At 64.7% G+C, this 24053-nt stretch carries 21 protein-coding genes and 1 pseudogene; 9 read left to right on the top strand and 13 right to left on the bottom strand.

The features are described 5' to 3' along the window. Positions 1 to 4: 4 nt before the first annotated feature. Both ABM562_RS13645 and ABM562_RS13640 read right to left on the bottom strand, forming a co-directional pair. Entirely contained in the window at positions 5 to 778 is a 774-nt protein-coding gene (locus tag ABM562_RS13645; RefSeq protein WP_134063135.1) for a fumarylacetoacetate hydrolase family protein, read from the bottom strand. Then, complete coding sequence (locus ABM562_RS13640; RefSeq protein WP_233674269.1) at positions 778 to 1449, bottom strand: fumarylacetoacetate hydrolase family protein; 672 nt, start codon at positions 1447 to 1449, stop codon at positions 778 to 780. The genes ABM562_RS13645 and ABM562_RS13640 overlap by 1 nt, the downstream gene beginning before the upstream one ends. A gap of 143 nt (positions 1450 to 1592) precedes the next feature. On the opposite strand from ABM562_RS13640, the gene hpaA reads away from it, so the two are divergent. Then, positions 1593 to 2495, top strand: coding sequence for a 4-hydroxyphenylacetate catabolism regulatory protein HpaA (gene hpaA / locus ABM562_RS13635; RefSeq protein WP_115087194.1), 903 nt, complete (start codon positions 1593 to 1595; stop codon positions 2493 to 2495). 18 nt (positions 2496 to 2513) lie between these two features. Here hpaA and ABM562_RS13630 read toward each other — a convergent pair whose 3' ends face one another. The 4 genes from ABM562_RS13630 to ABM562_RS13615 all read right to left on the bottom strand — a co-directional run bounded on the left by ABM562_RS13630 (position 2514) and on the right by ABM562_RS13615 (position 7038). Continuing rightward, positions 2514 to 2951, bottom strand: a complete 438-nt coding sequence (locus ABM562_RS13630) for a hypothetical protein (RefSeq protein WP_115087193.1) — start codon at positions 2949 to 2951, stop codon at positions 2514 to 2516. Positions 2952 to 3048: 97 nt separating this feature from the next. Beyond that, positions 3049 to 4602, bottom strand: coding sequence for an ABC transporter substrate-binding protein (locus ABM562_RS13625; RefSeq protein WP_233674270.1), 1554 nt, complete (start codon positions 4600 to 4602; stop codon positions 3049 to 3051). 4 nt (positions 4603 to 4606) lie between these two features. Further along, a complete protein-coding gene (locus ABM562_RS13620; protein ID WP_115087191.1) occupies positions 4607 to 5803 on the bottom strand; it encodes an LLM class flavin-dependent oxidoreductase in 1197 nt (398 codons plus the stop codon). An 11-nt stretch (positions 5804 to 5814) separates the two neighbouring features. Then, positions 5815 to 7038 (bottom strand): lipase family protein, encoded by a 1224-nt coding sequence (locus tag ABM562_RS13615; RefSeq protein WP_258579150.1) that lies wholly within the window; start codon positions 7036 to 7038, stop codon positions 5815 to 5817. 273 nt (positions 7039 to 7311) lie between these two features. Between ABM562_RS13615 and ABM562_RS13610 the strand changes: the two genes are divergently transcribed. From ABM562_RS13610 to ABM562_RS13585, 6 genes are all read left to right on the top strand, one after another. Continuing rightward, entirely contained in the window at positions 7312 to 8385 is a 1074-nt protein-coding gene (locus ABM562_RS13610) for a sigma-54 interaction domain-containing protein (RefSeq protein WP_258579151.1), read from the top strand. A gap of 184 nt (positions 8386 to 8569) precedes the next feature. Then, positions 8570 to 10252 carry a nitrite/sulfite reductase gene (locus ABM562_RS13605; RefSeq protein ID WP_115087188.1) on the top strand — a complete coding sequence of 561 codons (1683 nt, stop codon included), beginning with the start codon at positions 8570 to 8572 and terminating at the stop codon, positions 10250 to 10252. Continuing rightward, on the top strand, positions 10240 to 10734 hold the full coding sequence (locus tag ABM562_RS13600; RefSeq protein ID WP_115087187.1) for a DUF934 domain-containing protein: 495 nt from the start codon (positions 10240 to 10242) through the stop codon (positions 10732 to 10734). Before ABM562_RS13605 ends, ABM562_RS13600 begins: the two co-directional genes overlap by 13 nt. Before the next feature lie 198 nt (positions 10735 to 10932). Beyond that, positions 10933 to 12771 (top strand): amidohydrolase, encoded by a 1839-nt coding sequence (locus ABM562_RS13595; protein WP_258579301.1) that lies wholly within the window; start codon positions 10933 to 10935, stop codon positions 12769 to 12771. A gap of 48 nt (positions 12772 to 12819) precedes the next feature. Further along, a complete protein-coding gene (locus tag ABM562_RS13590; protein ID WP_258579152.1) occupies positions 12820 to 13326 on the top strand; it encodes a GNAT family N-acetyltransferase in 507 nt (168 codons plus the stop codon). A gap of 49 nt (positions 13327 to 13375) precedes the next feature. Next, positions 13376 to 14071, top strand: a complete 696-nt coding sequence (locus ABM562_RS13585; protein WP_115087184.1) for a glutathione S-transferase N-terminal domain-containing protein — start codon at positions 13376 to 13378, stop codon at positions 14069 to 14071. Positions 14072 to 14176: 105 nt separating this feature from the next. Here ABM562_RS13585 and ABM562_RS13580 read toward each other — a convergent pair whose 3' ends face one another. Continuing rightward, positions 14177 to 15793: an inorganic phosphate transporter gene (locus ABM562_RS13580; RefSeq protein ID WP_460422319.1), complete on the bottom strand. Its 1617-nt coding sequence runs from the start codon at positions 15791 to 15793 to the stop codon at positions 14177 to 14179. A 128-nt stretch (positions 15794 to 15921) separates the two neighbouring features. On the opposite strand from ABM562_RS13580, the gene ABM562_RS13575 reads away from it, so the two are divergent. Both ABM562_RS13575 and ABM562_RS13570 read left to right on the top strand, forming a co-directional pair. After that, the gene (locus ABM562_RS13575) at positions 15922 to 16320 is read left to right on the top strand and encodes a DUF488 domain-containing protein (RefSeq protein WP_115087182.1); all 399 of its coding nucleotides are present in this window, start codon (positions 15922 to 15924) and stop codon (positions 16318 to 16320) included. Between the two features lie 121 nt (positions 16321 to 16441). Beyond that, positions 16442 to 16873, top strand: coding sequence for a GNAT family N-acetyltransferase (locus tag ABM562_RS13570; protein WP_134063119.1), 432 nt, complete (start codon positions 16442 to 16444; stop codon positions 16871 to 16873). 267 nt (positions 16874 to 17140) lie between these two features. Here ABM562_RS13570 and ABM562_RS13565 read toward each other — a convergent pair. The 6 genes and pseudogenes from ABM562_RS13565 to ABM562_RS13540 all read right to left on the bottom strand — a co-directional run. After that, positions 17141 to 17986, bottom strand: a pseudogene (locus ABM562_RS13565) (right-handed parallel beta-helix repeat-containing protein); the annotation flags it as partial. 349 nt (positions 17987 to 18335) lie between these two features. Next, complete coding sequence (locus ABM562_RS13560) at positions 18336 to 19451, bottom strand: polysaccharide lyase (protein WP_346617359.1); 1116 nt, start codon at positions 19449 to 19451, stop codon at positions 18336 to 18338. After that, complete coding sequence (locus tag ABM562_RS13555) at positions 19442 to 20851, bottom strand: alginate O-acetyltransferase AlgX-related protein (RefSeq protein ID WP_134063115.1); 1410 nt, start codon at positions 20849 to 20851, stop codon at positions 19442 to 19444. Before ABM562_RS13555 ends, ABM562_RS13560 begins: the two co-directional genes overlap by 10 nt. A gap of 3 nt (positions 20852 to 20854) precedes the next feature. After that, a complete protein-coding gene (locus ABM562_RS13550) occupies positions 20855 to 21499 on the bottom strand; it encodes an alginate O-acetyltransferase AlgF (RefSeq protein ID WP_115087178.1) in 645 nt (214 codons plus the stop codon). Between the two features lie 10 nt (positions 21500 to 21509). Beyond that, entirely contained in the window at positions 21510 to 22604 is a 1095-nt protein-coding gene (locus ABM562_RS13545) for an alginate O-acetyltransferase (protein WP_115087177.1), read from the bottom strand. 9 nt (positions 22605 to 22613) lie between these two features. Beyond that, a complete protein-coding gene (locus ABM562_RS13540) occupies positions 22614 to 24041 on the bottom strand; it encodes an MBOAT family O-acyltransferase (protein WP_115087176.1) in 1428 nt (475 codons plus the stop codon). Between the last annotated feature and the right edge of the window lie 12 nt (positions 24042 to 24053).

The following is a 24053-nucleotide window of genomic DNA, read 5'->3' as shown; positions in this document are numbered from 1 at the left end:
TTGCTCATGCCTCTTGGCGGTTGAGGGCGAAGAACTCGGCTTCGCTGACAATACGGTTGACCAGGCGCCCGACGCCTTCGACTTCGACCACCACTTCATCGCCCGGCACCACGTCGGCCAGGCCCTCGGGGGTGCCGGTGGCGATCATGTCGCCCGGCTGCAGGGTCATGAAGCTGGACAGGTATTCGATCAGGTAGGGGATGTCGAAAATCATGTCCTTGGTACTGCCTTGCTGCTTGAGCTCACCGTTGATCCAGGTGCGCAAGGTCAGGTTGGAGGCATCCGGCACCTCGGCGACGTCGACGATCCACGGCCCGACGGGGGTGGTGGCGTCGCGGTTTTTCACCCGCAGGTTGGGCCGGTAGTAGTTTTCCAGGTAATCGCGGATGGCGTAGTCGTTGCACACCGTGTAGCCGGCCAGGTACTCAAGGGCATCCTCGCGCTTGACGTTGCGCGCAGGCTTGCCGATCACCGCCACCAGCTCGCACTCGTAGTGCATGTAGGCGACGTTGTCCGGGCGCCAGCTCACCTGGTTGTGGCCGGTGTAGGTGCCCACCGACTTGACGAACGCCAGCGGTTCGGTGGGCGGTGTGAAGGCCAGCTCGGCGGCGTGGTCGGCGTAGTTCAGGCCCAGGGCGAACATGTTGCCGGTGGCCGGCGGCAGCCACTCGACCTGCTGCTCTTGCAACAGCCGGCCATCAGCCAGGCGCACGGCGTTGTCGGCCTCGACGGTGACGGCGTGGACTTCGCCCTGGTAGCGGATACGTGCGTGTTTCATCAGCGCTTCTCCTGCGCGGCAACGATGCTGTTGGTCAGGCGCCCGAGGCCGCTGATCTCGATTTCAACCTGATCCCCGGGCAGCACATCGACGCGGCCTTCGGGGGTGCCGGTGATCAGCACATCACCTTCGTGCAGGGTCATGAACTCGCTGATCTCGGCAATCAGCTGGGCAACGCTGCGGACCATGTTGGCGGTGCTGTTCTGCTGGCGCAGTTGGCCATTAATGAACAGCTTGATGCTCAGTTGCTGCGGGTCGGCGACTTGCGCGGCCGGCACCAGTTCAGGGCCCAGGGCGCAGAAGCCGTCGCGGCACTTGGCCTTGACCGCCGGGCGGTAGTAGCTGTCTTCCGGCAGGCTGAATTCATTGACGATGGTGTAGCCGGCGACATGGCTGAGGGCATTGTCGACGCTGACCCGGGTGGCACGCTTGCCGATCACCACGCCCAGGGCCGGGCCCGGTTGTAGTTGTTCGATGCCTTGCGGATAGACCACGGGCTGGCCGTGGCCATTGCGGGTGTTGGGGGTCTTGATGAACAGCACCGGCTTGACCGGCGGCTTTTGATACGGCGGCTGTTCGAATTCGGCGAGACGCTGGTTCAGCAAACCCTGGTAGTTCAGCGCAACGCCGAACAGGGTACCGCTGGCAGCATCGTGCAAGGCACGGCTCATGGGGTTCTCCTGGCTGGGGCAGGGGCAGGGTCCCTGCTCGAATAATTGTTAATGTGTTAACGTTATAATTAAGATGTTAACGAAATGCAAGCGGCTTGCTGCAGGAGTAAGCTGGCGACAGAACAACAAGAGTGAGCAGGGCCATGAGCGAGCGCCAGCCAATCCCCAACATCAACATCGGTCAGGTCTATGACCAGCGCTACAGCGATGCCGAGGTGCACTACGACAAGCTCGGCAACCTGGCCGGGTTCTTCGGCCGCAACATGCCGGTGCACCGCCATGACCGGTTTTTCCAGGTGCATTACGTCAAGAGCGGCACGGTGCGGGTGTACCTGGACGACCAGCAGTACGTCGAATCGGGGCCGATGTTCTTCCTCACGCCGCCGACCATCCCGCATTCCTTCGTCACCGAGCCCGATGCCGATGGCCATGTGCTGACCGTGCGCCAGCAACTGGTCTGGCAGTTACTCGAAGCTGATCCGGGGTTGGCGCCGGGGCCGCAGGTGGCGCCGGCCTGCGTGGCCTTGAGCGGCCTGGAGCCGAGCTATGCCGCCGAGGCGCGGCGCCTGGCGCTGCTGTTCGATGAGCTGCACAGTGAGATCAACGCCAGCGCAGCCGGGCGCGGGGCGGCGCTGGAAAGCCTGACGCGGCTGATCATGACCAGCCTGCTGCGCCTGTGCGCGCGTTCGCTGCCCGCACGGCAAACCCGTCATGAAGACTTGCAGGTGTTCCACCGCTTCAACGAACTGATCGAGGCCCACTACCTCGAACACTGGCCGTTGGCGCGCTACGCCCAGGGCATCGGCGTCACCGAGGCGCGGCTCAATGAAGTGTGCCGGCGCATCGCCGACCTGCCGTCCAAGCGGCTGATCCTCGAACGGCTGATGCAGGAGGCGCGGCGCCTGCTGCTGTACACCGGCAGCTCGGCCAACGAGATCTGCTACAGCCTGGGCTTCAAGGACCCGGCGTATTTCAGCCGGTTCTTTTTGCGCTATGCGCAGCTCACGCCGGGGGAATATCGTCAGCGTCAGGCGGGGTTGCGCTGATGTCAGGGGGGGGGCAGGTCAGGCTCTGTCGCCGATAGTGAATTTCCAGCAACTGACGGTGATGCTCTTGTGAGCATCCAGCACTGTGAAGTCGAAGCGGCCTACGAGGTACAGGCTGTTCTGATCCTGATTAATTTCATCAATTGTCAGCGTGCCATTGCTTATTTCAAAGGATGGCTGGCCGTACTTTCCGAACTCCATGGTTACTTGTACCTGGTCGCCCAATCCTTGTTCATCTACATCAGCGTCCACAGGAAACAGGTAATCTCTTGCCTTGGGTTTCCCCCAGCAGCTCAAGGTCAACAGGTACTCCTCAGCCTTGGAACCAGCGGAAACCTCAAACGTGTCTTCGGTGAAAATGGGTTTCCACATCGTCAGGTTCAACGGCTTGCTACCGCTCGTTGTCTCCAGAATCAGGTCGATGCCCACAAAAGCATTCTCGATATCGTCCATCATGACGCGGCTCTCCAGCAGAGGGGGGGCGCTAAACCGACGTGTAACCGTCGTTCCTTAACCTAGGGGGCCTGCCCCGACCCGTCTACTGGCAAAAATGCTAGGTGCGCAGCCAGAGGTTGTCGAAACGCCAGGTGCTGAACAGCGTCTGCTCGGCTGCGGCGCCACCGACCTGGCGCGAGAAGGCGTCGAGCAAATTCACGTAGCCCCAGATCAGCAAGCCGCCGCGCTCGTACTGGATCTGCTGGGCCTGGTGCACCAGGGCACTGCGCTTGGCCAGGTCCGGCTGGGCCATGGCCTGGAGGAACAGTTCGCTGAACTGCGGGTCGTTGAAGTGGGTCTTGTTGGCCACGGCAAAGGGCGCATCGATGTGCATGGCGCTGGCCAGAAACGGCGCGCCGATGGTGCCGCCAGTGCTCAGTTGCCACTGGTCGTGCTGCGGGCCGTCGAAGGTGGCCTGGTCGACCTGGCGCACCTTGAGGCTCACGCCGATGCGCTTGGCCTGTTCGGCGAACACCAGTGCCGAAGCCAGGGCCGGGCCACTGGTGGTCACCAGCTCGACTTCGAGCTGTTCGTGGCCGGCTTCGCGCAGCAGTGTTGCCGCCCGTTGCGGGTCATGCGGGCGTGGGCCGAGGCGGTGGTTGAAGGTCGGGTCGTTCGGTGCGTACAGGTCGTTGGCCACCCGGCCCTGGCCATTCAAGGCGCGGCGCACCAGCTCCGGGCGGTCGGCCAGCAGGCGGAAGGCTTCGCGTACCTTCGGGTTGTCGAACGGTGGCTTGCTGGTGTTCATCTCGAACGACAGCCAGTTGCCGCTGACCGAGGTCACCAGTTGCAGGCGCGGGTCGCGTTCGATGATCTGCAACTGTTCGCTGGGCAGCCCGTTGGCCATGTCGATCTGCCCGGCGCGCAAGGCGGCCAGGCGCGAGACCTGGTCCTTGAAGTCGATGATCTCCAGCTCGTCGGCGTAGGGTTTGCCGTCCTTGTAGTAGTTTTCGAAGCGGCTGAACACCGAGCGCTGGCCGGGTGTGAAGCTTTTCAACTTGTAGGGGCCGGCGCCGACCGGGTTGGTCAGCGGGTGGTAATCGACCGGGACGATGCCGCCGAAGTTGACCCAGGTTTCTGCCAGCGGCAGGTAGCTGCGCCCGTCCTTGAAGCGGATGCGCACGGTGCGCGCGTCGAGCTTTTCCAGGTTGTCGCGGTCGACCCAGTGCAGCAGCGCAGCATAGGGCGAGGCCAGTTGCGGGTCGGTCAGGCGGCGAATGGAGAAGATCAGGTCGTCGGCATCGATAGTCTTGCCGTTGTGAAACTCAAGGCCCTGGCGCAGTCGTACGGTCCAGCTGCTGGCGTCGGCGCTGGCCTCGGCTTCTTCGGCCAGGGCCAGGCGCGGTTGCATCTGCTCGTCCCATTCCCACAGCTTGCTGTACAGGGCAAAGCCGCGGACGATGCCGCTGCCGATGGGTTTGTGGGCGTCGAGGTTGCCGACCTGGCCGCCGGACAGCACGCCCAGGCGCAGGCGCCCGCCATGGCGCGGCTGGTCGCTGGCCAGGTTGCTGGCAGCAGGTGTATCGGGGCCGCAGCCGCTGAGCAGCATGCCGCCGCCCAGCGCCAGGCTATAGCCGAGAAAACGCCGGCGCTGGTAATCAAAAGGGTCCATGGCCTCAGCCTCCTGCCGCACGCAGGGCCGGCGCCTGGGTGTCGATCCGCCGTAATGGCGCTCGCTCGCCGCGAAAGTGCGGGAGGATGTGCTCGCCCAGGCGGTAGGCTTCTTCCAGGTGCGGGTAGCCGGCGAGGAAGAACAGGTCGATGCCTAACTGGTTGTACTCGCGAATCCGTGCCACCACGTTCTCGTAGCTGCCGACCAACGCCAGGCCCGGCGGGATGCCGATGTAGCCGAAGCCGGCCCAGACATTGGGGTAGATGAAAAAGTCGTCGAACGGCCGGGTTTCATCCTTGGCCGCGTATTCATTTTCGTAGCTCAGCTTGCGTGCGCTGCGCAGCCCGGCATGGGCGGCCACGGCCTTGACCGCGCCCTTGGCCACGCCTTCGTCGAAGAAGCGCTTGGCCTCGGCCAGGGCCTGGGCTTCGGTCTCGCGGGTGATCACATCGATCGACAGGCCGAAGCGGATGTTGCTGCGACCGTGCTTGAGCGCCCGCTCGCGAATGTCGGCGATCAGCGTGCGGATCTCGTCCGGGTGCTCGGCGCGCATCAGGTAGAAGTCGGCGTGGCGGGCGGCGAACTCCCGCGCTGCGATCGACGAGCCGGCAGTGCAGATCAGCGGCAGCTCGGCCTTCTTCTGCGGGCCGCGCAGGCCGCCGCCTTCGGCCTGGTAGAAGCGCCCCTGGTAGTGGAAGTTCTCCGAGTGCCAGTAGCCCTTGACCACGTCCATGAACTCGATGGCGCGCGCGTAGCGTTCATCGTGGTCGCTGAAGTCGCCGACCTGGCGCTGGACCGCGTCGGAGCCGCCGTTGATGATGTTCCACACCAGGCGGTTGCCGGTGGCGCGCTGGTAGGTGGCGGCCTGCTGCACGGCGACCCAGGGCGTGTAGTGGTAGGGCTGGAAGGCGGTGACGTAACTCAGGGTGCGGGTCTCGCGGGCGAGCAGCGAGCACACCGTCCACGGCTCTTCGCCGGACGGCGCGTTGACCATCAGCGCGCCGCCAAAGCCGTTGATCTCGGCGGCGCGGGCAATTTGCCCGAGGTAGTCGATGTAGGTGAAGTGATCGCCCACGGCGAAGTTCGACACGGCGCCGGTGCTGTCACTGCCGCTATGCCAGTCGCCGCGGTTGCGCGGGTCGCCAGGGAGGAACTGGGTTTCGCCGTGCAAGGGCAGGCGGGTAAAGAATTCGATGCTCACGGTGATAGTCCTTATTGCACGGTGGGGTTGCAGATCGGCGCGATGGGCTGGTCGCTGAACACCTTGCGGGCGAAGGGCAGCGAGTCCTTGAGCGAGGCGTTGACCGTCTCGCTGTGGCCCAGCCCCTTGTACAGGTGGCCTTCGACGATCGAACCGGTCTTGCAGGCGTCCTGCATCAACGCCACCTGGGTGGCGGCGGCCGGGGTCTTGTCTTCGGCGCCGGTGCCGATGAAGATCGGCTGCTTGAGTTTCAGGGTCGGGTAGGACACCTGTGCCAGCCACGGCTTGAGCTGCGCGCCGCTGTTGGCCTTGCGGGTGTTGGCCGGGGTCAGGCCGGTGCCGATCACATCGGCCACCAGTGACGACAGGCAGGTGCTGCGCGCCTGTTCGAACAGCGGCAGGGCCTTGTCGGTGTAGAAGTCGCGCGGGTCGATGCGCGGGTCGTACTGCTGGGCCGCCAGCAGGGTGTAGAAGCCGTAGGCCAGGGAGGCGTCGACCTGGTCCGGGTCCTGCTCGCCGACGTTTTTCGCACCCACGGTGTAGATCACCCCGGTGCCGACGCTGCCCTTCAGGCCCAGGTCCGGGGCGTAGGTCGGCGCATAGGCGGCCGAGGCAAAGGCGCCGGCGCCGCCCTGGGACTGGCCGACCACCAGCACCTTGTTGGCCAGCCCCGGCACCCCGGCAATCACTGCGCGAGCGGCGTCGAGGATGCCGTAGGCGGCCATGCGGTTGTTCAGCAGCGGGTGGCCGCCGGGCACGCCCAGGCCCTGGTAGTCGGTGGCGACGATGGCGTAGCCCTCGTTGAGCCAGCGCGCCAGGTACTGCACGTCGCGGTACGAACGCCCGGCCCAGGACGGCGCGCAGACATCCGCCACGCCCACGGTGCCGTGGCCCCAGGTCACCACCGGCCAGCCGCCTGCTGGCGCCGTGCCCTGGGGAATGAACAGCGCACCGGAGACTGCCACCGGAGTCTTGCCGTCGATACCGTCGGTGGAGCTGTAGAGGATGCGCAACTGCGACGCCGCGCCGGGCAGGCTCAGGGTCTGTTCCAGCGGCTCGCTGCGCAGCAGTTTGCCGGGGCTGGCGGGGATGGCCTGGTTCCAGCTGTAGAACGCCGAGACCCGGCCATCGCCTTGCAGCGGGTCGGGTTTGGGCGCGAAGGTTTGCGCGGCCACGGCGCTGAACGACAGGGCCAGCAGGCTCAGGCCGAAGGCGAATGTTTTCTGCAGTTTCATCGAGAGGTCCTTGCACGGTGCGTGTGCCAGGCTTGAGCGAAATGCGTGCCAGAGCGCTGCAGGCCCTGCATTTGCGGGACTTCGTTGTCATCAAGGGGGATCTCGGGGGGCGTCGATGCTGGCCAGCAGCCACGGATTGCTGGGCGACTGCTGCTGGGGCAGCAGTGCTAATCGCATATCTCTGTATGGAATATATAAATACTAATTAATAATTATTTGTTCTAATTTGTTTCGGGCACTATGGCCCTGCGCTTTCACTGCCAGGAATGCACCATGTCGCTGATAACCCATCCCCATGCCCGGGAACTGACCAAATCCGTTCGCGCCACCGTTCTGGTGTTCAAGGACCCGCGCTCCCAGGAACTGCTCAGCCGCATCGAACGCCTGGCGCCGAGTGAAGCCAACACCCTGATCATCGGCGAGACCGGCACCGGCAAGGAGCTGGTCGCCCGCCACATCCATCAACTCAGCCGCCGCGGGCGCGAGCCGTTCGTGGCGGTCAACTGCGGCGCCTTTGCCGAAACCCTGGTCGAGAGCGAACTGTTCGGTCACGAGAAGGGCGCCTTTACCGGCGCCACCAACAGCAAGGCCGGCTGGTTCGAAGCGGCCAATGGCGGCACGTTGTTCCTCGATGAAATCGGCGACCTGCCGCTGAACATGCAGGTGAAACTGCTGCGGGTGCTGCAGGAGCGCGAAGTGGTGCGCCTGGGCTCGCGCACGCCGATCCCGATCAACGTGCGTCTGGTGGCGGCGACCAACGTCAACCTCGCCGATGCGGTGGTGGCCGGGCATTTTCGCGAAGACCTGTTCTACCGCCTGCACGTGGCAACCATCCGCCTGCCGCCGCTGCGCGAACGGCCGGGGGACATCCTGCCGCTGGCCGAGTTCTTCCTCGAAGAACACTGCCAGCGCCTGGGCTACAGCCGCGCCAGCCTGAGCCTGGAGAGCGAGCGAAAACTGCTGTCGCACAGCTGGCCGGGGAATATTCGCGAGCTGGAGAACGCCATTCACCATGCCTTGCTGGTGTGCCGGCAACAGGTGGTGCAGCCGGCCGACCTGCACCTGGTGGACATGCGTTCGGTGGGCATTCGCCAGGAGGAGCACAGCCAGCCGCTGCGCCTGGCCAGCGAGCCGCCGAACCTTGAGGCGGCGCTGACGGCGCTGTTCGAACAGAACATCGCGGACTTGTACGAGCATATCGAGGAGACGGTGTTTCGCACCGCGTACCGGTTCTGCCATGGCAATCAGTTGCAGACCGGGCGCTTGCTGAATATCAGCCGCAACATCGTGCGGGCGCGGTTGGAGAAGATTGGCGAGTTGAAGCGCACGGACGGTGTCGCCCTTTAAGGCCTCATCGCTGGCAAGCCAGCTCCCACAGGGTCCGGTGCATACAGTTCTTGTGGGAGCTGGCTTGCCAGCGATAGGGTCAGCGCAATTTGAGCATCTGATCCGTATAAATACCCCCAACCTGAATCTGTAACCCAGTACACCCAAAAGCCATAGTAACGGCCTCCCTGATGAGGTCCGAACCATGTATCACTATGACGAGTATGACCGTGCGCTGGTGTTCGAGCGCGTGGCGCAGTTTCGCGATCAGGTGCGCCGGTTCATGGCTGGCGAACTGAGTGAAGAAGAGTTCCTGCCCCTGCGCCTGCAAAACGGCCTGTACCTGCAAAAGCATGCCTACATGCTGCGCGTGGCCATCCCCTACGGCACCCTGGGTGCCCGGCAGATGCGCACCCTGGCGCAGATCGCCCGCGAGTACGACCGCGGCTACGGCCACTTCACCACGCGCCAGAACATCCAGTTCAACTGGATCGAACTGGCTCAGGTGCCGGACATTCTCCAGCGCCTGGCCGAGGTCGAGATGCATGCGATCCAGACCTCCGGCAACTGCGTGCGCAACATCACCACCGAAGCCTTTGCCGGTGTCGCCGCCGACGAGCTGCTCGACCCGCGGCCGCTGGCCGAGATCCTCCGGCAGTGGTCGACCATCAACCCGGAATTCCTGTTTTTGCCGCGCAAGTTCAAGATCGCCATCTGCTCGGCCATCGAAGACCGCGCAGCAATCATGATGCATGACATCGGCCTCTACCTGTACCGCGACGGCCGTGGCCAGATGTGCCTGCGGGTGATGGTCGGCGGCGGCCTGGGGCGCACGCCGATCCTCGGTTTGCAGATCCGCGAAGGGCTGCCGTGGCAGCACCTGTTGTCCTATGTCGAAGCCATTTTGCGTGTGTACAACCGCCATGGCCGGCGCGACAACAAGTACAAGGCGCGGATCAAGATCCTGGTCAAGGCGCTGGGCATCGAGGCGTTCTCCCGCGAGGTGGAGGAGGAGTGGCAACACATCAAGGACGGCCCGGCGCAACTCACCGAGGACGAGTTCCAGCGGGTCGCCGCCGCCTTCGAGCCACCGGCCTACGACAGCGTCATCGACGATGAGCTGGCCTACGACACCCACCTGGCCCAGGACCACGCCTTCGCCCGCTGGGTAGCCTGTTGCGTCAAGCCGCACAAGGTCCCCGGTTATGCCAGCGTGGTGCTGTCGACCAAGCCGGGTGACGCGTCGCCACCGGGCGACCTGACCGATGCGCAGATGGATGCAGTGGCCGACTGGTCTGAGCAGTTCGGCTTCGGCGAGATCCGCATTGCCCATGAGCAGAACCTGATCCTCCCGGACGTGCGCAAGCGTGACCTGCACGCGCTCTGGCGCCTGGCCTGCGAACGTGACCTGGGCACGGCCAACATTGGCCTGCTGACCGACATCATCGCCTGCCCGGGCGGCGACTTCTGCGCCCTGGCCAACGCCACCTCGATCCCTATCGCGCAGTCGATCCAGCGCCGCTTCGACGACCTCGACTACCTGCACGACCTGGGCGAGCTGAGCCTGAACATCTCCGGCTGCATCAACGCCTGTGGCCACCACCACATCGGCAACATCGGCATCCTCGGCGTCGATAAAAACGGCAGCGAGTGGTACCAGGTGACCCTCGGTGGCGCCCAGGGCAAGCACAGCACCCTGGGCAAGGTCATCGGCCCGTCGTTCAGCGCCGCCGAGATCCCCCAGGTGATCGAGCAGATCATCGCCACCTACTGCGCCTATCGCGAGCAGGACGAACCCTTTGTCGACACCGTGCGCCGGGTCGGCCTGGAACCCTTCAAGGAGCGGGTCTATGCCAAGCGCCCGGAGGAGCTGATATGCGTAATGTGATTGGCCTGCGCAATGGTGAGGCGCAGTTGATCGAGCACGATCCCTGGCAGCTGTTGCGCGAACCCGGCGAGGTGCTGCCCGACGGTCTGCTGATTTTGCCGCTGGCCACCTGGATTGCCCGCCGCGCCCAGCGGCCCGTGGGCCGTGACGGTTTGTGGCTGGGGCCTGACGATGAGATCGAGCCACTGCGCGCCTGGCTGCCCCAGGTGCCGCTGATCGCGGTGGACTTCCCCAGCTTTCGCGACGGCCGTGGCTACAGCCAGGCTTACCTGCTGCGCAGCCGCCTGGGTTGGCATGGTGAACTGCGCGCGGTGGGCGATGTACTGCGTGACCAGCTCAGCCATATGCGCCAGTGCGGTTTTGACAGCTACGCCGTGCGTGAAGACAAATGCGCCGAGGATGCGCTCAAGGGCCTGGCCGGCATGAGCGTGCTGTATGGGCGTTCGGTGATCGAACCACGGCCGCTGTTTCGTCGCCGCTGACTGGTACGGCGCCGGCGCTGGTCTATCGTTTAGCTTTTGTTCGCCCGGCAACGCCGCGCCTCAGGAGCCGCCATGAACCAGGATCAGGAAAGCCGCCGCCGTTTCATCGCCGCCAGTTCCGTGCTTGGCGCCGCCGGGGCCATGTACTCGACGGCGCCGCTGGCCGTCGGGGCCATTCTGCGCGGGACCGAAACGGCCGTGCCGGCCGAGCTGATCCTGCACAATGGCCGCTTGCACACGGTGGACCGCGAGCGGCCGCAAGCAACGGCCGTGGCCATTCGCGACGGACGCTTCGTGGCGGTGGGCGATGACGCCCAGGTCATGGCCTTGCGCGGGCCGGCGACCCAGGTCATCGACCTCAAGCAACGCACGGTGATCCCCGGGCTCAACGATTCGCACCTGCACCTGATCCGCGGCGGCCTGAACTACAACCTGGAGTTGCGCTGGGAAGGCGTGCCGTCCCTGGCCGATGCCTTGCGCATGCTCAAGGACCAGGCCCTGCGCACGCCAGCGCCGCAGTGGGTGAGGGTGGTCGGTGGCTGGAACGAGTTCCAGTTCGCCGAGCGCCGTTTGCCGAGCCTCGACGAGCTGAACCAGGCGGCGCCAGACACGCCGGTGTTCGTCCTGCACCTGTACGACCGCGCCTTGCTCAACCGCGCCGCCCTGCGCGTGGTCGGCTTTGACCGCAACACGCCCAATCCGCCGGGTGGCGAGATCCAGCGCGACGCCAACGGCAACCCGACCGGCATGCTGATCGCCCGGCCCAATGCGATGATCCTTTATTCGACCCTGGCCAAGGGGCCGAAGCTGCCGCTGGAATATCAGGTCAACTCGACCCGCCAGTTCATGCGCGAGCTCAACCGTCTGGGCCTGACCAGCGCCATCGATGCCGGCGGTGGTTATCAGAACTACCCCGACGACTATGCGGTGATCGAGCAACTGGCCAAGACCCGGCAGTTGACCGTACGCATCGCCTACAACCTGTTTACCCAGAAGCCCAAGGAAGAACTGGCCGACTTTAAAAACTGGACCCGCAGCGTCAGGTACGGCCAGGGCGACGACTTTCTGCGGCACAACGGCGCCGGCGAGATGCTGGTGTTCTCTGCCGCCGACTTCGAGGACTTCCTCGAACCGCGCCCGGACCTGCCCGGCAGCATGGAGGGCGACCTGGAACCGGTGGTGCGGCATCTGCTCGAGCAACGCTGGCCGTTTCGCCTGCACGCCACCTACGATGAGTCGATCTCGCGCATGCTCGACGTGTTCGAGAAGGTCGACCGCGACATTCCCTTCAACGGACTGCCGTGGTTCTTCGACCATGCCGAGACCATCAGCCCGAAGAACATCGAGCGGGTACGGGCGCTGGGCGGCGGCATTGCCATTCAGGACCGCATGGCCTTCCAGGGCGAATACTTCGTTGAACGCTACGGCGCCAAGGCCGCGCAGCACACACCACCGATCAAGCGCATGCTCGGTGAAGGCATCCCGGTCGGCGCCGGCACCGACGCCACCCGGGTGTCCAGCTACAACCCCTGGACCTCGCTGTACTGGCTGGTCAGCGGGCGCACCGTGGGCGGGCTGGAGCTGTACCCGCAGGGCCTGGACCGCGATACCGCGTTGTCGTTGTTCACCCACGGCAGCGCCTGGTTCTCCAGCGAGCAGGGCAAGAAGGGCCAGATCAAGGTCGGCCAGCTGGCAGACCTGACGGCCTTGAGCGCCGACTATTTCAGCATCGACGCCGAGGCGATCAAAAGCCTGGAGTCGGTGCTGACCCTGGTCGATGGCAAGGTGGTGTACGGCGCCGCCGAGTTCGCCCGGCTCGACCCGCCGACTTTGCCGGTGTTGCCCGACTGGTCGCCGGTGGCCAAGGTGCCCGGGCACTGGCGCCAGGGTGCGCCGCTGACCGCACAAATACATCAGTGCGTCGGTGCCTGTGCGGTGCATGCCCATGCGCACCAGCGCGCGCGGCAAGCGTCGGTGCCGGTCAGTGATTTTCAGGGCTTTTGGGGCGCGTTTGGTTGTTCCTGTTTTGCCTTCTGAGGGATCGGGCTACCATGCCGGTTCGCCCGTTGGACAGGATGTTGCTGCATGCCATTCACTACCCGTGTTGCCCGGCCCAGTGATGCCGAGGCGCTCAGCCATGTTGCCGGCCAGACCTTCGCCCTGGCCAGCCCGCCGGATTCTGCTGCCCAGGCTTTGCAGGAATACATCGACACCCGGCTGCAGCCCGAGCACTTCGTGCTGCACCTGCTCAATCCGCGAAAGCGCCTGCGGGTGCTTGAGCACCTGGGTAAAGTGGTGGGTTACAGCCTGGTCGACAGCGCGCCGGAATCCTTGGGGATTGCCGAGGCCGATGGCGTGCCGGAGCTGAGCCGCTGCTATGTGCTGCCCGAGCACCATGGCCTCGGCGGCGCCCAGCTGTTGCTCGACGACACCCTGGCGCAGGTGCGCGGCGGCATTCGCCTGACCGTCAATGAACAGAACACCCGGGCCATCCGTTTTTATCAGCGCAATGGTTTTAGCAAGGTCGGCGAGGCCGTGTTCGAATGTGGCCCGGAGCGTCACCGCGACTGGGTGATGGTCGCGCGGCGGTGACAAAACTGGTTACAGTGTCTGCCTCAATTTCTTGCTCAAGGTTCTGTTCATGACCGATCTCAGTGCATTCCCGATCACCCGTAAATGGCCGGCCAAACAGCCCGAGCTGCTGCAGCTGTACTCGCTGGCCACGCCCAACGGCGTGAAGGTGTCGATCATGCTCGAGGAGATCGGCCTGGCCTACGAGGTGCATAAGGTCAGCTTCGAGACCAACGACCAGTTGACCCCGGAATTCATCTCCCTGAGCGCCAACAACAAGATCCCGGCGATCCTCGACCCCAATGGCCCGGGTGGCGAGCCGCTGGCGTTGTTCGAGTCCGGGGCGATCCTGGTTTACCTGGCAGAGAAGAGCGGGCAACTGCTGTCGGCGGACCCGGCCCAGCGCTACGAGACCCTGCAGTGGCTGATGTTCCAGATGGGCGGGATCGGGCCGATGTTTGGCCAGGTGGGTTTTTTCCACAAATTCGCCGGCAAGGCGTACGAAGACAAGCGTCCGCGCGACCGTTACGTGGCCGAGTCGCGGCGCTTGCTCGGGGTGCTGGACCAGCGCCTGCAAGGGCGTGAGTGGGTGATGGATGCTTACAGCATTGCCGATATCGCCATTCTGCCCTGGGTGCGCAACCTGGTCGGTTTTTATGAGGCGGGCGAGCTGGTGGGCTTTGATGACTTTGCCAACGTCAAGCGGGTGCTGGCGGCGTTCGTGCAGCGGCCGGCGGTGGCGCGCGGGTTGAAGATACCTGCATAGGCCTTATCGCCGGCAAGCCGGCTCCCACAGGATTGGCACTGTTCTCAGGATTGGGGCAGTACTTGTGGGAGCTGGCTTGCCAGCGATGAGGCCGGTACATTCAAATCAGAACACCTGCCGAAACAACCAGTACAACCCCCCCGCCAGCACAATCGCCGCCGGCAAGGTCAGCACCCAGGCCATCAGCAGGTTGAAGAGGGTGCGCATCTGCAAGCCCGAGCCATTGGCGACCATGCTCCCGGCCACCCCGGACGACAGCACATGGGTGGTCGACACCGGCAGCCCGTACATGTCCGCCGCACCAATGGTGCACATCGCCACCAGCTCCGCCGAAGCGCCCTGGGCGTAGGTCAGGTGGGTCTTGCCGATCTTCTCGCCAACGGTCACTACGATGCGCCGCCAGCCGACCATGGTGCCCAGCCCCAGGGCAATGGCCACAGCAATCTTCACCCACAGCGGAATGTAGTGGGTGGCGCTGTCGATCTGCTGCTTGAACACTTGCACCTTGGCCTGGGTATCGGCATTGAACTGCGCCAGTTGGTGCTTGTCGATCAGGCGAATGGCTTCGGAGGTCAGGTACATGTCGTTACGCACGTTGGCCATGGCCTCTGCGGGCACCCGGTTGAGCGAACCATAGCTTTTGACCTCGGTGCCGATCATCCCGGCCAGCGCTGCCAGCGCCGGCAGCAGTTCTTCACTGGCCTGCGGCTCGCGGATGAACGCGCTGAGGGTCTGTCGCGGATCCGCCGGTGCGGCCTGCGGGGCGCTGCGCTGCAAGGCCTGCTGAGTGACCTCGGCCACCGCGGCGAACTGCAGCGACTGGTCAGCCGGCATGGTGCGGTTCAGGGCATAGGCCATGGGCAGGGTGCCGACCAGGATCAGCATGATCAGGCCCATGCCTTTTTGCCCGTCGTTGGAACCATGGGCGAAAGATACCCCGGTGCAGGTGAGGATCAGCAGCCCGCGAATCCACCAGGGCGGTGGCGTGTTGCCGACCGGCGCCTGGTACAGCTCGCGGCGCTTGACCAGCATGCGCAGGGCCAGCAGCAACAGCGCCGCGCAGGCAAAGCCCACCAGCGGCGACAGCAACAGCGAATAGCCAACCTTGCTGGCCTGGGTCCAGTCCACGCCACTGGTGCCGTCGCGCCCGTGCATCAAGGCGTTGGCGATACCGACGCCAATGATCGAGCCGATCAACGTATGCGATGACGAGGCCGGCAAGCCTAGCCACCAGGTGCCCAGGTTCCAGATGATCGCCGACAGCAGCAGGGCGAAGACCATGGAGAAGCCTGCCGAGGAGCCGACCTGCAAGATCAGCTCCACCGGCAGCAAGGCGATGATGCCGAAGGCCACGGCACCGTTGGACAGCAGCACGCCGAGAAAATTGAAGCAGCCGGACCAGACCACGGCGACTGACGGTGGCAGCGAATGGGTGTAGATCACCGTGGCCACGGCGTTGGCGGTGTCGTGAAAACCGTTGACGAACTCGAAGCCCAGGGCAATCAGCAACGCCAGGCCGAGCAGCAAAAATGGGGTCCAGGTGGTGACCACGGTGCCGGTGGCGTCGATGTCGCGGAACAGGCTCCAGGCGGTGTACAACAGCCCGCCCACCAGCAGGCTGAAAAACAGGGTCAGGGTGGTGCGGCCGGGTTTGTGGTTGAGACGGGGGCGGGGGTCAAGGTTGGCCAGCGATGGGCTGCCAGCCAGGGTCGGGGTGGTCATGATGACGGGTCCGGGTTACCAGGAAGGGTCGAGCCTTGCCCGGCCATGATAAAAACAATCGCTGACTTCATCGTGACCTCGGTCAAGGAAAGCCCTAGGATCAAGGGACCTGCCGATGGAGCGAAGCGATGATCCGCTGCAAACGCGTTTATGATCCGCTGCAAGCCAGCGATGGCCAGCGCGTGCTGGTCGACCGCCTGTGGCCGCGCAACCGGCGCAAGGACCAGTTGCAGGCCTTGTGGCTGCCGGAGGTGGCGCCGTCAACGGCGTTGCGTCAGGCTTTTCATGCCGGTGAAGTGGATTTTGCCGGGTTTGCCGAGCGCTACCGCCAGGAGCTGACGGCGCGGCCCGAGCATTGGTGGAAGTTGCTGGGCATGGCCGGGCAGGGCGATGTGACCTTGCTGTATGCCGGCAAGGACACCGAGCACAACAATGCGATGGTGCTGGCGCAATGGCTCGAGGATGAGCTGGAGCGCCAGGGGCCGGGGAGTTCGCCGGTGTGTTATGCCGACGAATTCAAATCTTGAGTCAATGGGGCTGCTTTGCAGCCCATCGCCGGCAACGCCGGCTCCCACATATCCTGGCCCTTGTGGGAGCCGGCTTTGCCGGCGATGCAAGGCGCAGCCTTGCTGAATGAGAACGACTAGAATGACTGTGCAACTGACCCCCGCCACCGACCAGCACCGCACCTTCGCCCGCGACCTCACCCGCCGGGCCATGCTGCCGTATTACCGCGAGTTCGACCTGCTCTGGCAGGAAGAAGCCTTCGACCAGGCCTGGGAGTGGCGCGAGCAGTGGTTGATCAGCGAAGCCCAGCAACCGCTGGGCTACTTCAGCCTCAGCCAGGACCGCCAGGCCCTGTTCATCCGTGAACTGCACCTGCTCGAAGGCTTTCGCGGCCGTGGCGTCGGCAGTTGGGTATTAACGCAACTGGTGGACTGGACCCGCCAACGGCAATTGCCGCTGCTGCGCCTGATGGTGTTCAAGAGCAACCCGGCACGGTTCCTGTACCTGCGCGAGGGTTTTGTCTGTGTCGGCGAAGACGAGTGCTTTTTGCGTATGCAGCGCACGCTCGCCTAGCTCGACCCGCACCACGCAGCCCCGGCGCTGGGTGGCGTCGAGCAGCAGGCCCTGCACCGGCAACAAGTCACCAATCAGCAGGTTCTGCAAAATCGGCTTGCCCTCGAAAGTGTTCGGCCCCAGCACCACCTGCTGCAAGCCCTCGACCCGCACCACCGCCTTGCCGACCTTGCCCAGGGTGTTGCCGCTCAAGGTCAGCGGCCCGGGCAGCGGCGCGGCATTGCGCAGGCTGACGGCGTATTCCGGGCTGTTGCCGATGCGGTTGCCGATCAGGCTGACGGCGCCGACCTCGCTGGCGTCCACGGCGCTGCCCTGGCTGTTGCTGATCAGGTTGTCGCTGATCAACAGCGGCGCGGCAGCCGTCGGCGCCAGGTTGCGCAGCTGGATGCCGTTGCCACGGCTGTCGCCGATCAGGTTGCCGGTCAGCAGCAGGGCGCCCTGTTGCTCGCTGACCTCGATGGCCGCCTTGTGCGCGCCGAGGATCAGGTTGTGCTCGATGCGCCCGCGGGTCTGGCCGCGCAGGCGGATGCCGCTGTTGTTGTCGATGCCGCGCAACTGGTTGTTGCGCAGCGTCACCTGGCTGTCACGCACGTCGATGGCGTACTGCTGGGACTGGCCGAACTGGCTGTTGTCGATCTGCGCCTGGCTGTGTTGCAGCTCCACCGCGCTGGACAGCTCATTGAACTGGCTGTCGCGGATGATCAGCGTGGCCGGGCGGGTCGACGCGGCCTGTTGGCTGCTCAGGGCGGTGGTCAGGCCGCGCGAGAGGTTGGCGTTGTAGCCGAGGCGGTTGAGGGTCGAGCCCAGCACCTGGGTATGGCTGCCGGCCCAGGCCACCACGAACGGCCGCCAGGCACGGTCGGTACTGCCGGGTTTGTCGCCGGCGACACTCTCCAGGCGTGACTGGTTCAGGCCCAGCCAGCCCTGGTTGATCAGCGCCGTACCGGAGTAGCTGTACAGGTACAGGCTGGTGCCTTCGAGCAGCAGGCCGCCATCGCTGGCGATCACCAGCGGGTAGCTGAGCAGGTAGCCGTCCTTGTAGCGCTTGATGATCTTTGGGTCGTTGAGGGCGTCGTGCAGTTGCGCCAGGCTGATGCTGCCGCCGCGCACCATTACCGCTTGCGGGTGATGCGCCTGGTAGCCGGCGATGGCGCGGAACAGGCCGTTGTTGACGAACGGCTCGAACGGCCAGCTGCCAGCCTGGGACGAGAACATCGGTTGCAGGCTGACACTGGCGCGACCCGCTGGGCGCGGGCGTTCGTTGACCTGCAACTGCACGGCCTGGCTGACCTGTTGTTGCAACTGCTGCAGGTCGCGCTGGTGTTCGGCGCTGCTCACGGCGCTCAGCGATTGCTGCAACGGCAAGCTCTGGCTGGCAGCCTGGGCCATCGCGCTGAACAGCAACGCGAGGCAGGAAAGGGTAAGCGGGCGGGCAAGCATGGCCATGACGGTTCGTCCTTGATTACGGCAGTTTGGGATAGAACGGCTTGAGCGGGCCGCCGATCTGGCTGTAGTTGTCGACCTCGCCATCCTCGCTGTCATACAGCTGGCGGGCCAGGCGGTTGCCCGGGGCGCGCTGCAGGAAGGGGATCAGCCAGGCCAGTTTGTACGGGGCGACGTCGGTCTGCGACTTGCCCTTGAGCTCGGGCAGGTTGTCGGGGTCGAGGATGCTGCGGGCGGCGAAGTTGGCCAGCAGTTCCAGGGTCTGCTGATCGTCGCTGCTCCACGGCAGGCCGTTGGCCCGCGCCGACTCGGCCAGCAGCACCAGCGGCACCAGGGCGTACTGGCTGTAGGTGGCGGCCAGCTTGCTGCGCGCCACTTCCAGTGGCAGGTAGGCGTAGCTGCCATCGCTGGCTTTCACTGCTTGCTGCAGGCCACGGCGCAGGTTGCCGTCGGCCCACTGGATGAAGTCGTCGCGCTGCACCAGCATGCCGGTCGCCGCCACGGCCCAGGCCGCCCAGTAGTCATGGTTGTTGAACCAGGTAAAGCCCGGCGTACGGCGCGGCTGGTACTCGGCGATGATGCGTTCGCCCAATTGGTTGAACCAGGCCTTCTGGGCCGGCGACAATTGCAGCTTGGCGTCGCTGGCCGCCTGGGTCATCAGCAGGGTCGAGGCCATGGCCGCTACCGCCCATTTGCGTGCAGCCATGCCGGTGCTGCTGGCGTCGGGGTTGAGCAGCGCACCGGCCTGGGCCCAGCGCTCCAGCCACTGGTCCTGGCAGGCCAGGGCCATGTTCGCTTCCTGTGGACTCTTGGCCCGCTGGAAGCGCTTGCTGGCGTAGATCAGGCCGCCGATGAACTGTTTGACCTGCTTGCCGATCTGTTCGCTGTTGGCGTCCGGGGTGCTGCGCAGGGTCGACTTGCTGGCGTCGCGCTGGTCGTACTTGCTTTGCAACTGCAAGCTGCCGGTGTAGGGCGCGGGCACTTCCTTGCTGCAGCTCAGGGTCCGGTAGTCGGCAATCATCGCCGACTGCGCGGTGGCCCGCGGCGGCCAGATTGAGCTGGCCGCCAGGCTGTCGGCCAACTGCAGGCTGGCGCACAGTCCCAGGCCCAGCGCTGTCCAGGTCTTTACAGGCATACACGGGTTTCCACTTGGGTGGCGGCGGTGCCGGGCTTGGTCGGTTCCATGAACACCGACAGCAGGTTGGCGCCGGCAAACGCCTTGGCCCGGCTCAACTCAAGGTAGTACTGGCCGCCGGTGACCACCGCTTCGCGGCGGAACCAGACTTTGTCGCGGGCACCGTTGTCGTAATAGACGATCACGTAGAAATCCTTGACGTTCTTGTCGCTGATACGGATATCGAGAAAGCCCTGGCCGTTGCTGAGGTTCCTGCGCCCTTCACCGGCGTTGCTGAGCAGCTCGATGCGCTCGTTGACCCGCAGCGGCGGGCGCTGCACACGGTTGGCCAGGACCTCGGTGGACACCGGGCAGCCGCCCTTGATCGCCGGGATCAGCTGGCGGTACATCTGCTCGGACTCCAGCTGGTAGTTGGCCGGCAGCTCCCAGATGATCAGCTTCGGCGGTGCCTTGGGTTTGTAGTTTTCCGACAGCAGATATTCGAGCAGCGAGCCGTCCTGGCCGACGCCGGGCAGGGCGTAGTTGAGGATGTCGACCTCCAGGTACTGCTTGAGGTAGCCGTCGAAGTTGAACTGCTTGCTTTCGTCTTCACGGGCGGCGGCGTTACTGTCGCCGACCAGGATCACCTCCGGGTCCGGCGCGTCGTCGAACAGCGCGTCGGCGCCGTCGGCTTCGGGGATGGTCTGGTAGCCGCGCACGTACTGGAAACCATAGTTGTTGCCGCAGATATAACTCAGCGCCAGGTTCATCGTGCCGTCCTTGGGCACCATGACGCCGGGTTCGGTGCGGTAGCGCTTTTTGCTCAGCTGGGCATAGAACGGCTGGCGCCGTACTTCTTCGGCGACCAGCCGCGCCGTGGCTTCGGCGCCGGCCGGGGTCCAGTGGTGGTCACGACGAAAGAAGAACTCGCCCTTGGGCGGGGTGTGCACCAGTTGCATCAACGGCGGCACCACCGCGCCAGCGGCGCGCAGTTGCTGCAGGTAGCTCTCCAGGTTGCCGCTGGCGCGGGCAAAGTCGAAGCCGTGCAGCTTGTCGGCGTAGAGCTTGTCACGGTGCATCAGGCCGCGGGTCGGTTGTACCGCCATGGCCACGTGGATGCCCTGCTGGCGAAAGGCGGCCATCAAGCGGGCGAACTCCGGACGCATGGGCGCCGGGATGCCGAAATCGTTGGTCAGGTCGACCGCCGAACGGAACAGCCAGCGGTCCTTGGCCGGGACGATTTCGCGCATCAGCTTCATGCGCCCTTCGGCGTAGTTCTGCGGGTCGCTCAGGCCCGGGCAGACCATGCACTCAAGGCTGGTGCAGTTGGCCTTGCCTGGTTCGGCGGCCATGCCTGGCGCACTGAGCAGCGGGCCCAGCAATGCGACCAGGCCAAGGGGAAGAAAGCGCTTCATGGCCATGCGTCACTCGCTCGGGTCGATGCTGTTGGCCAGGCTCATGCTCTGATAGCCGGCGCCCTTGGGCAGCAGCACGTAGCTGTAGGAGCGGCCTTTTTTCAGGAACAGCTCATCGAACCTGGCCACGTTCTGTTCATCGACGTAGGCGGCAAAGCCGATCTTGATCTCGTTGACCATGCGGCTGCCGGTCTGGTCCTTGCCCAGCGGGTCGACGATCACGTGCTTGCCGTCGACGGTCTTCAGCGCCGCCTGGGCCGGGGTCAGGTTATAGAAGGCGACCTGGGCTTTCTTCGGCTCGTTGACATACTTGTCGGCGATCAGGGTCAGCTTGTTGCCATCGTAGACCACGGTGCTGGCGGCGTTGGCCTTGAGCTGCGGCTCGATGGCGGTGCCGCCAACGGCGATCTTGTGCGCACCGGCCGGGGTGAAGCGGTAGCCGCTGAGCTGGCCGGCGGCGACCCGTTGCGGGGTGATCTTGCCGCTCAGGGTCACGTCGATGTTGGCGCCGGACAGGTTGAGCACGCGGACGAAGGCCGAGTCGGCCGGGGCCACGGCGTCATACAGGTCGGCGTTGCCTTCGGCAGCATGAGCGGCGCTGCTGCCCAGCAGCAGGGCGGAAGTGGCGAGCAGGCGTTGCAGTGCAATGTTCATCAGTCTCTCCTTAGAAATGTTGGGTCTGGCCGGGGCGGCTCAGGGAGCCGAGGCGGTGGGCGAGCAGGGTGCGCAGGGGGAATTCCCAGACCACGGTGTCGATCTCGGGGTTGCTCAACTGGTCGCTGGCGAGGAACTGGCTCATGGCCTCGAACGGCCCGCGGGCTTCCACCGAAACACTGAGCAGGTCGCGGTTGAGCGCCTCCTTGAGGAAGCCGACGAAGTTCCAGTCATCGATCTTGCTGTAGCTGGTCCCCACCAGCATCAGGCTCTGTTGTTCGCTGGCGAACAGGTCGCTGGCGCTTTGCTCGGCCTTGAGGGTTTCGTACAGGGCGATCTGGTTGGGGCCGAACTGCGGCGCCAGTTGCGCGTGGTTGAACTGGATATAGTTCATCAGGTCGCCCTTGACCGTCTTGTCGGCGACCTTGTGCGACAGGTAGCGCTCGTCGCCGAGCAGTTCCGGGCGCTGGCGCGCCAGCTCGTAGGCGCTCAGGCGCGCGCCTTCCGGGCTCCAGTGAGTGTCGGACTTGAGGAACAGCCCGGGGCCGGCGAGGTTGGCCAGGAACGCCGAACGCAGCGGCGTGACCGCAATGTTCTGCGCCTGCAGGCGCTCGACGAAGCGGTCGTACAGGCTGATCGCCCGCGGGTCGACAGCGCGCTCGGTGTGGGCGGCATACACGTCGACTTTCATTGGCAGCGGCAGCAGGATCAGGCGCTTGTTGTGGGCCTTGAGGCGTTGCTCGATCTCGGCGATCTGCTTGAGCTGGCTGTCGAGGTTGGCCTCAAGATTGTTCGGTACGCGGTATTCCTGGTTGGTGTAGAGCCAGCCGTCCTTGCCCAGCACCACGCCTTTGGTGCCTTCGTCGAACAGCCGGTACTGGGCGTTGGCCCACAGCTGCACCGACGGTTCACGGAGGAAAAAGCGCTTCTCGTAGACCTGCTCGAACTTGCGCAGCAGCTTGCCGTCGACGAACAGGTTCCAGGCGTCGGTCTGGTTGCGGGCAAAACTGAACACTGGCGGCAGCGAGTAGACGAACATGCCCGCCAGCAGGACGCCGAAGGCAATGCCGTTGACCTTGCTGGCCGAATTCATGACCGGGTACATGGCGGTCTCCTAGAACTGAAAGTACAGAAAGGGCGAGAACGAATGCGCCGCCAGGCTGCTCAGCGCCAGGGCGAACCCGGCCCACAGCAGCAGGGCCTTGAGGCCGCCGACATGGCGCATGAAGTACTGCTCCTTGTTGCCGGCGTAAAAACGCACGTTGTTGCTGCCGGCCAGCACCAGCCAGCACAGGGCAATGGCGGCGAACGACATGGCCATCTTCGAGGCGCCGAGCACGTACAGGTCCAGCGAGCCCAGGCCGTTGAGGCCGAACAGCGCCTGGTAGATGTCGATGCTGTGGCGCAGGTCGTTGGTGAAGAACAGCGGCATGCTCAGGATGATCAGCACGAAGGTGCGCAGGTTGCGGCCCAGGTGGTAGGGCGTGGTGACCTTGGTGGCGAGGTTGAACTTGCGCTCGATGACCATGCCGAAACCGAAGAACAGCCCCCAGCAGATAAAGGCGAAACTGGCGCCATGCCACAGGCCCGACAGCAGCATGGTGTAGACCAGCGCCGGCAGCGCTCCGGCGATGCGCTTGCGCACCAGCGGCATGTACACGTAGTCGCGCAGAAAATGCGCCAGGGTCATGTGCCAGCGGGCCCAGAACTCGGTGATGCTCTGCGACACATAGGGTTGGTTGAAGTTTTCCGGAAAACGGAAGCCCATCATCAAGGCCAGGCCCAGGGCCATGTGGCTGTAGCCGGCGAAGTCGAAGTACAGCTGCAGGGTCGAGACCACCAGGCCGAACCAGGCATCGCTCAACTGCAGGGTGCCTTCGCCGATGAACAGCACGTTGATCGGCGCCAGCTGGTCGGCGATCAGCACCTTCATGATGAAGCCGAGCATGAAGCGGCACACGCCCAGGGAGAACAGCTCCAGCGAGTGAGTGCGCTGGCGCAGCTGCGGCGCCAACTGGCTGTAGCGCAGGATCGGCCCGGCCACCAGGTGCGGGAACAGCGCGACGAAGGCGGCGAAGTCGATGAAGTTGTTGGTCGGCGTAGCGTCCTTGCGGTAGATATCGACGATGTAGCTCAGGGCATGGAAGACATAGAAGGAGATGCCCAGCGGCAGGAAAATCGTCTCCAGGGTGAAGGTGTTGATACCCAGCGGCGCGAGCAGGGCGGCGAGCACGTCGGCGCCGAAGTTGGCGTACTTGAAGTAACCCAGGGTCGACAGGTTGCCGATGATGCCGATCCACAGCAGGCGAAAGGCCCAGCGCTTGTCGCCGGCATCCAGGCGTGCCTTGATGCGCAGGCCGAACCAGTAGTTCCAGTAAGTAATGGCCACGAACAGCAGGAGAAAGTCCGGCCGCCACCAGGCATAGAAGATGTAGCTGGCGGCGACGATCACCGTCGAGCGCCACGGCGCCCGGGCGAGGAAGTACACGGCCAGGAACAGCGGCAGGTAGAGGAACAGGAAGACGTTGGAGGCGAAGATCATCTCGGGTTCCGT

The sequence above is a fragment of the Pseudomonas sp. ZL2 genome, from assembly GCF_054788455.1.
The sequence above is the reverse complement of the archived record's forward strand: the minus strand, read 5'-3'. Positions and strand labels throughout refer to the sequence as shown.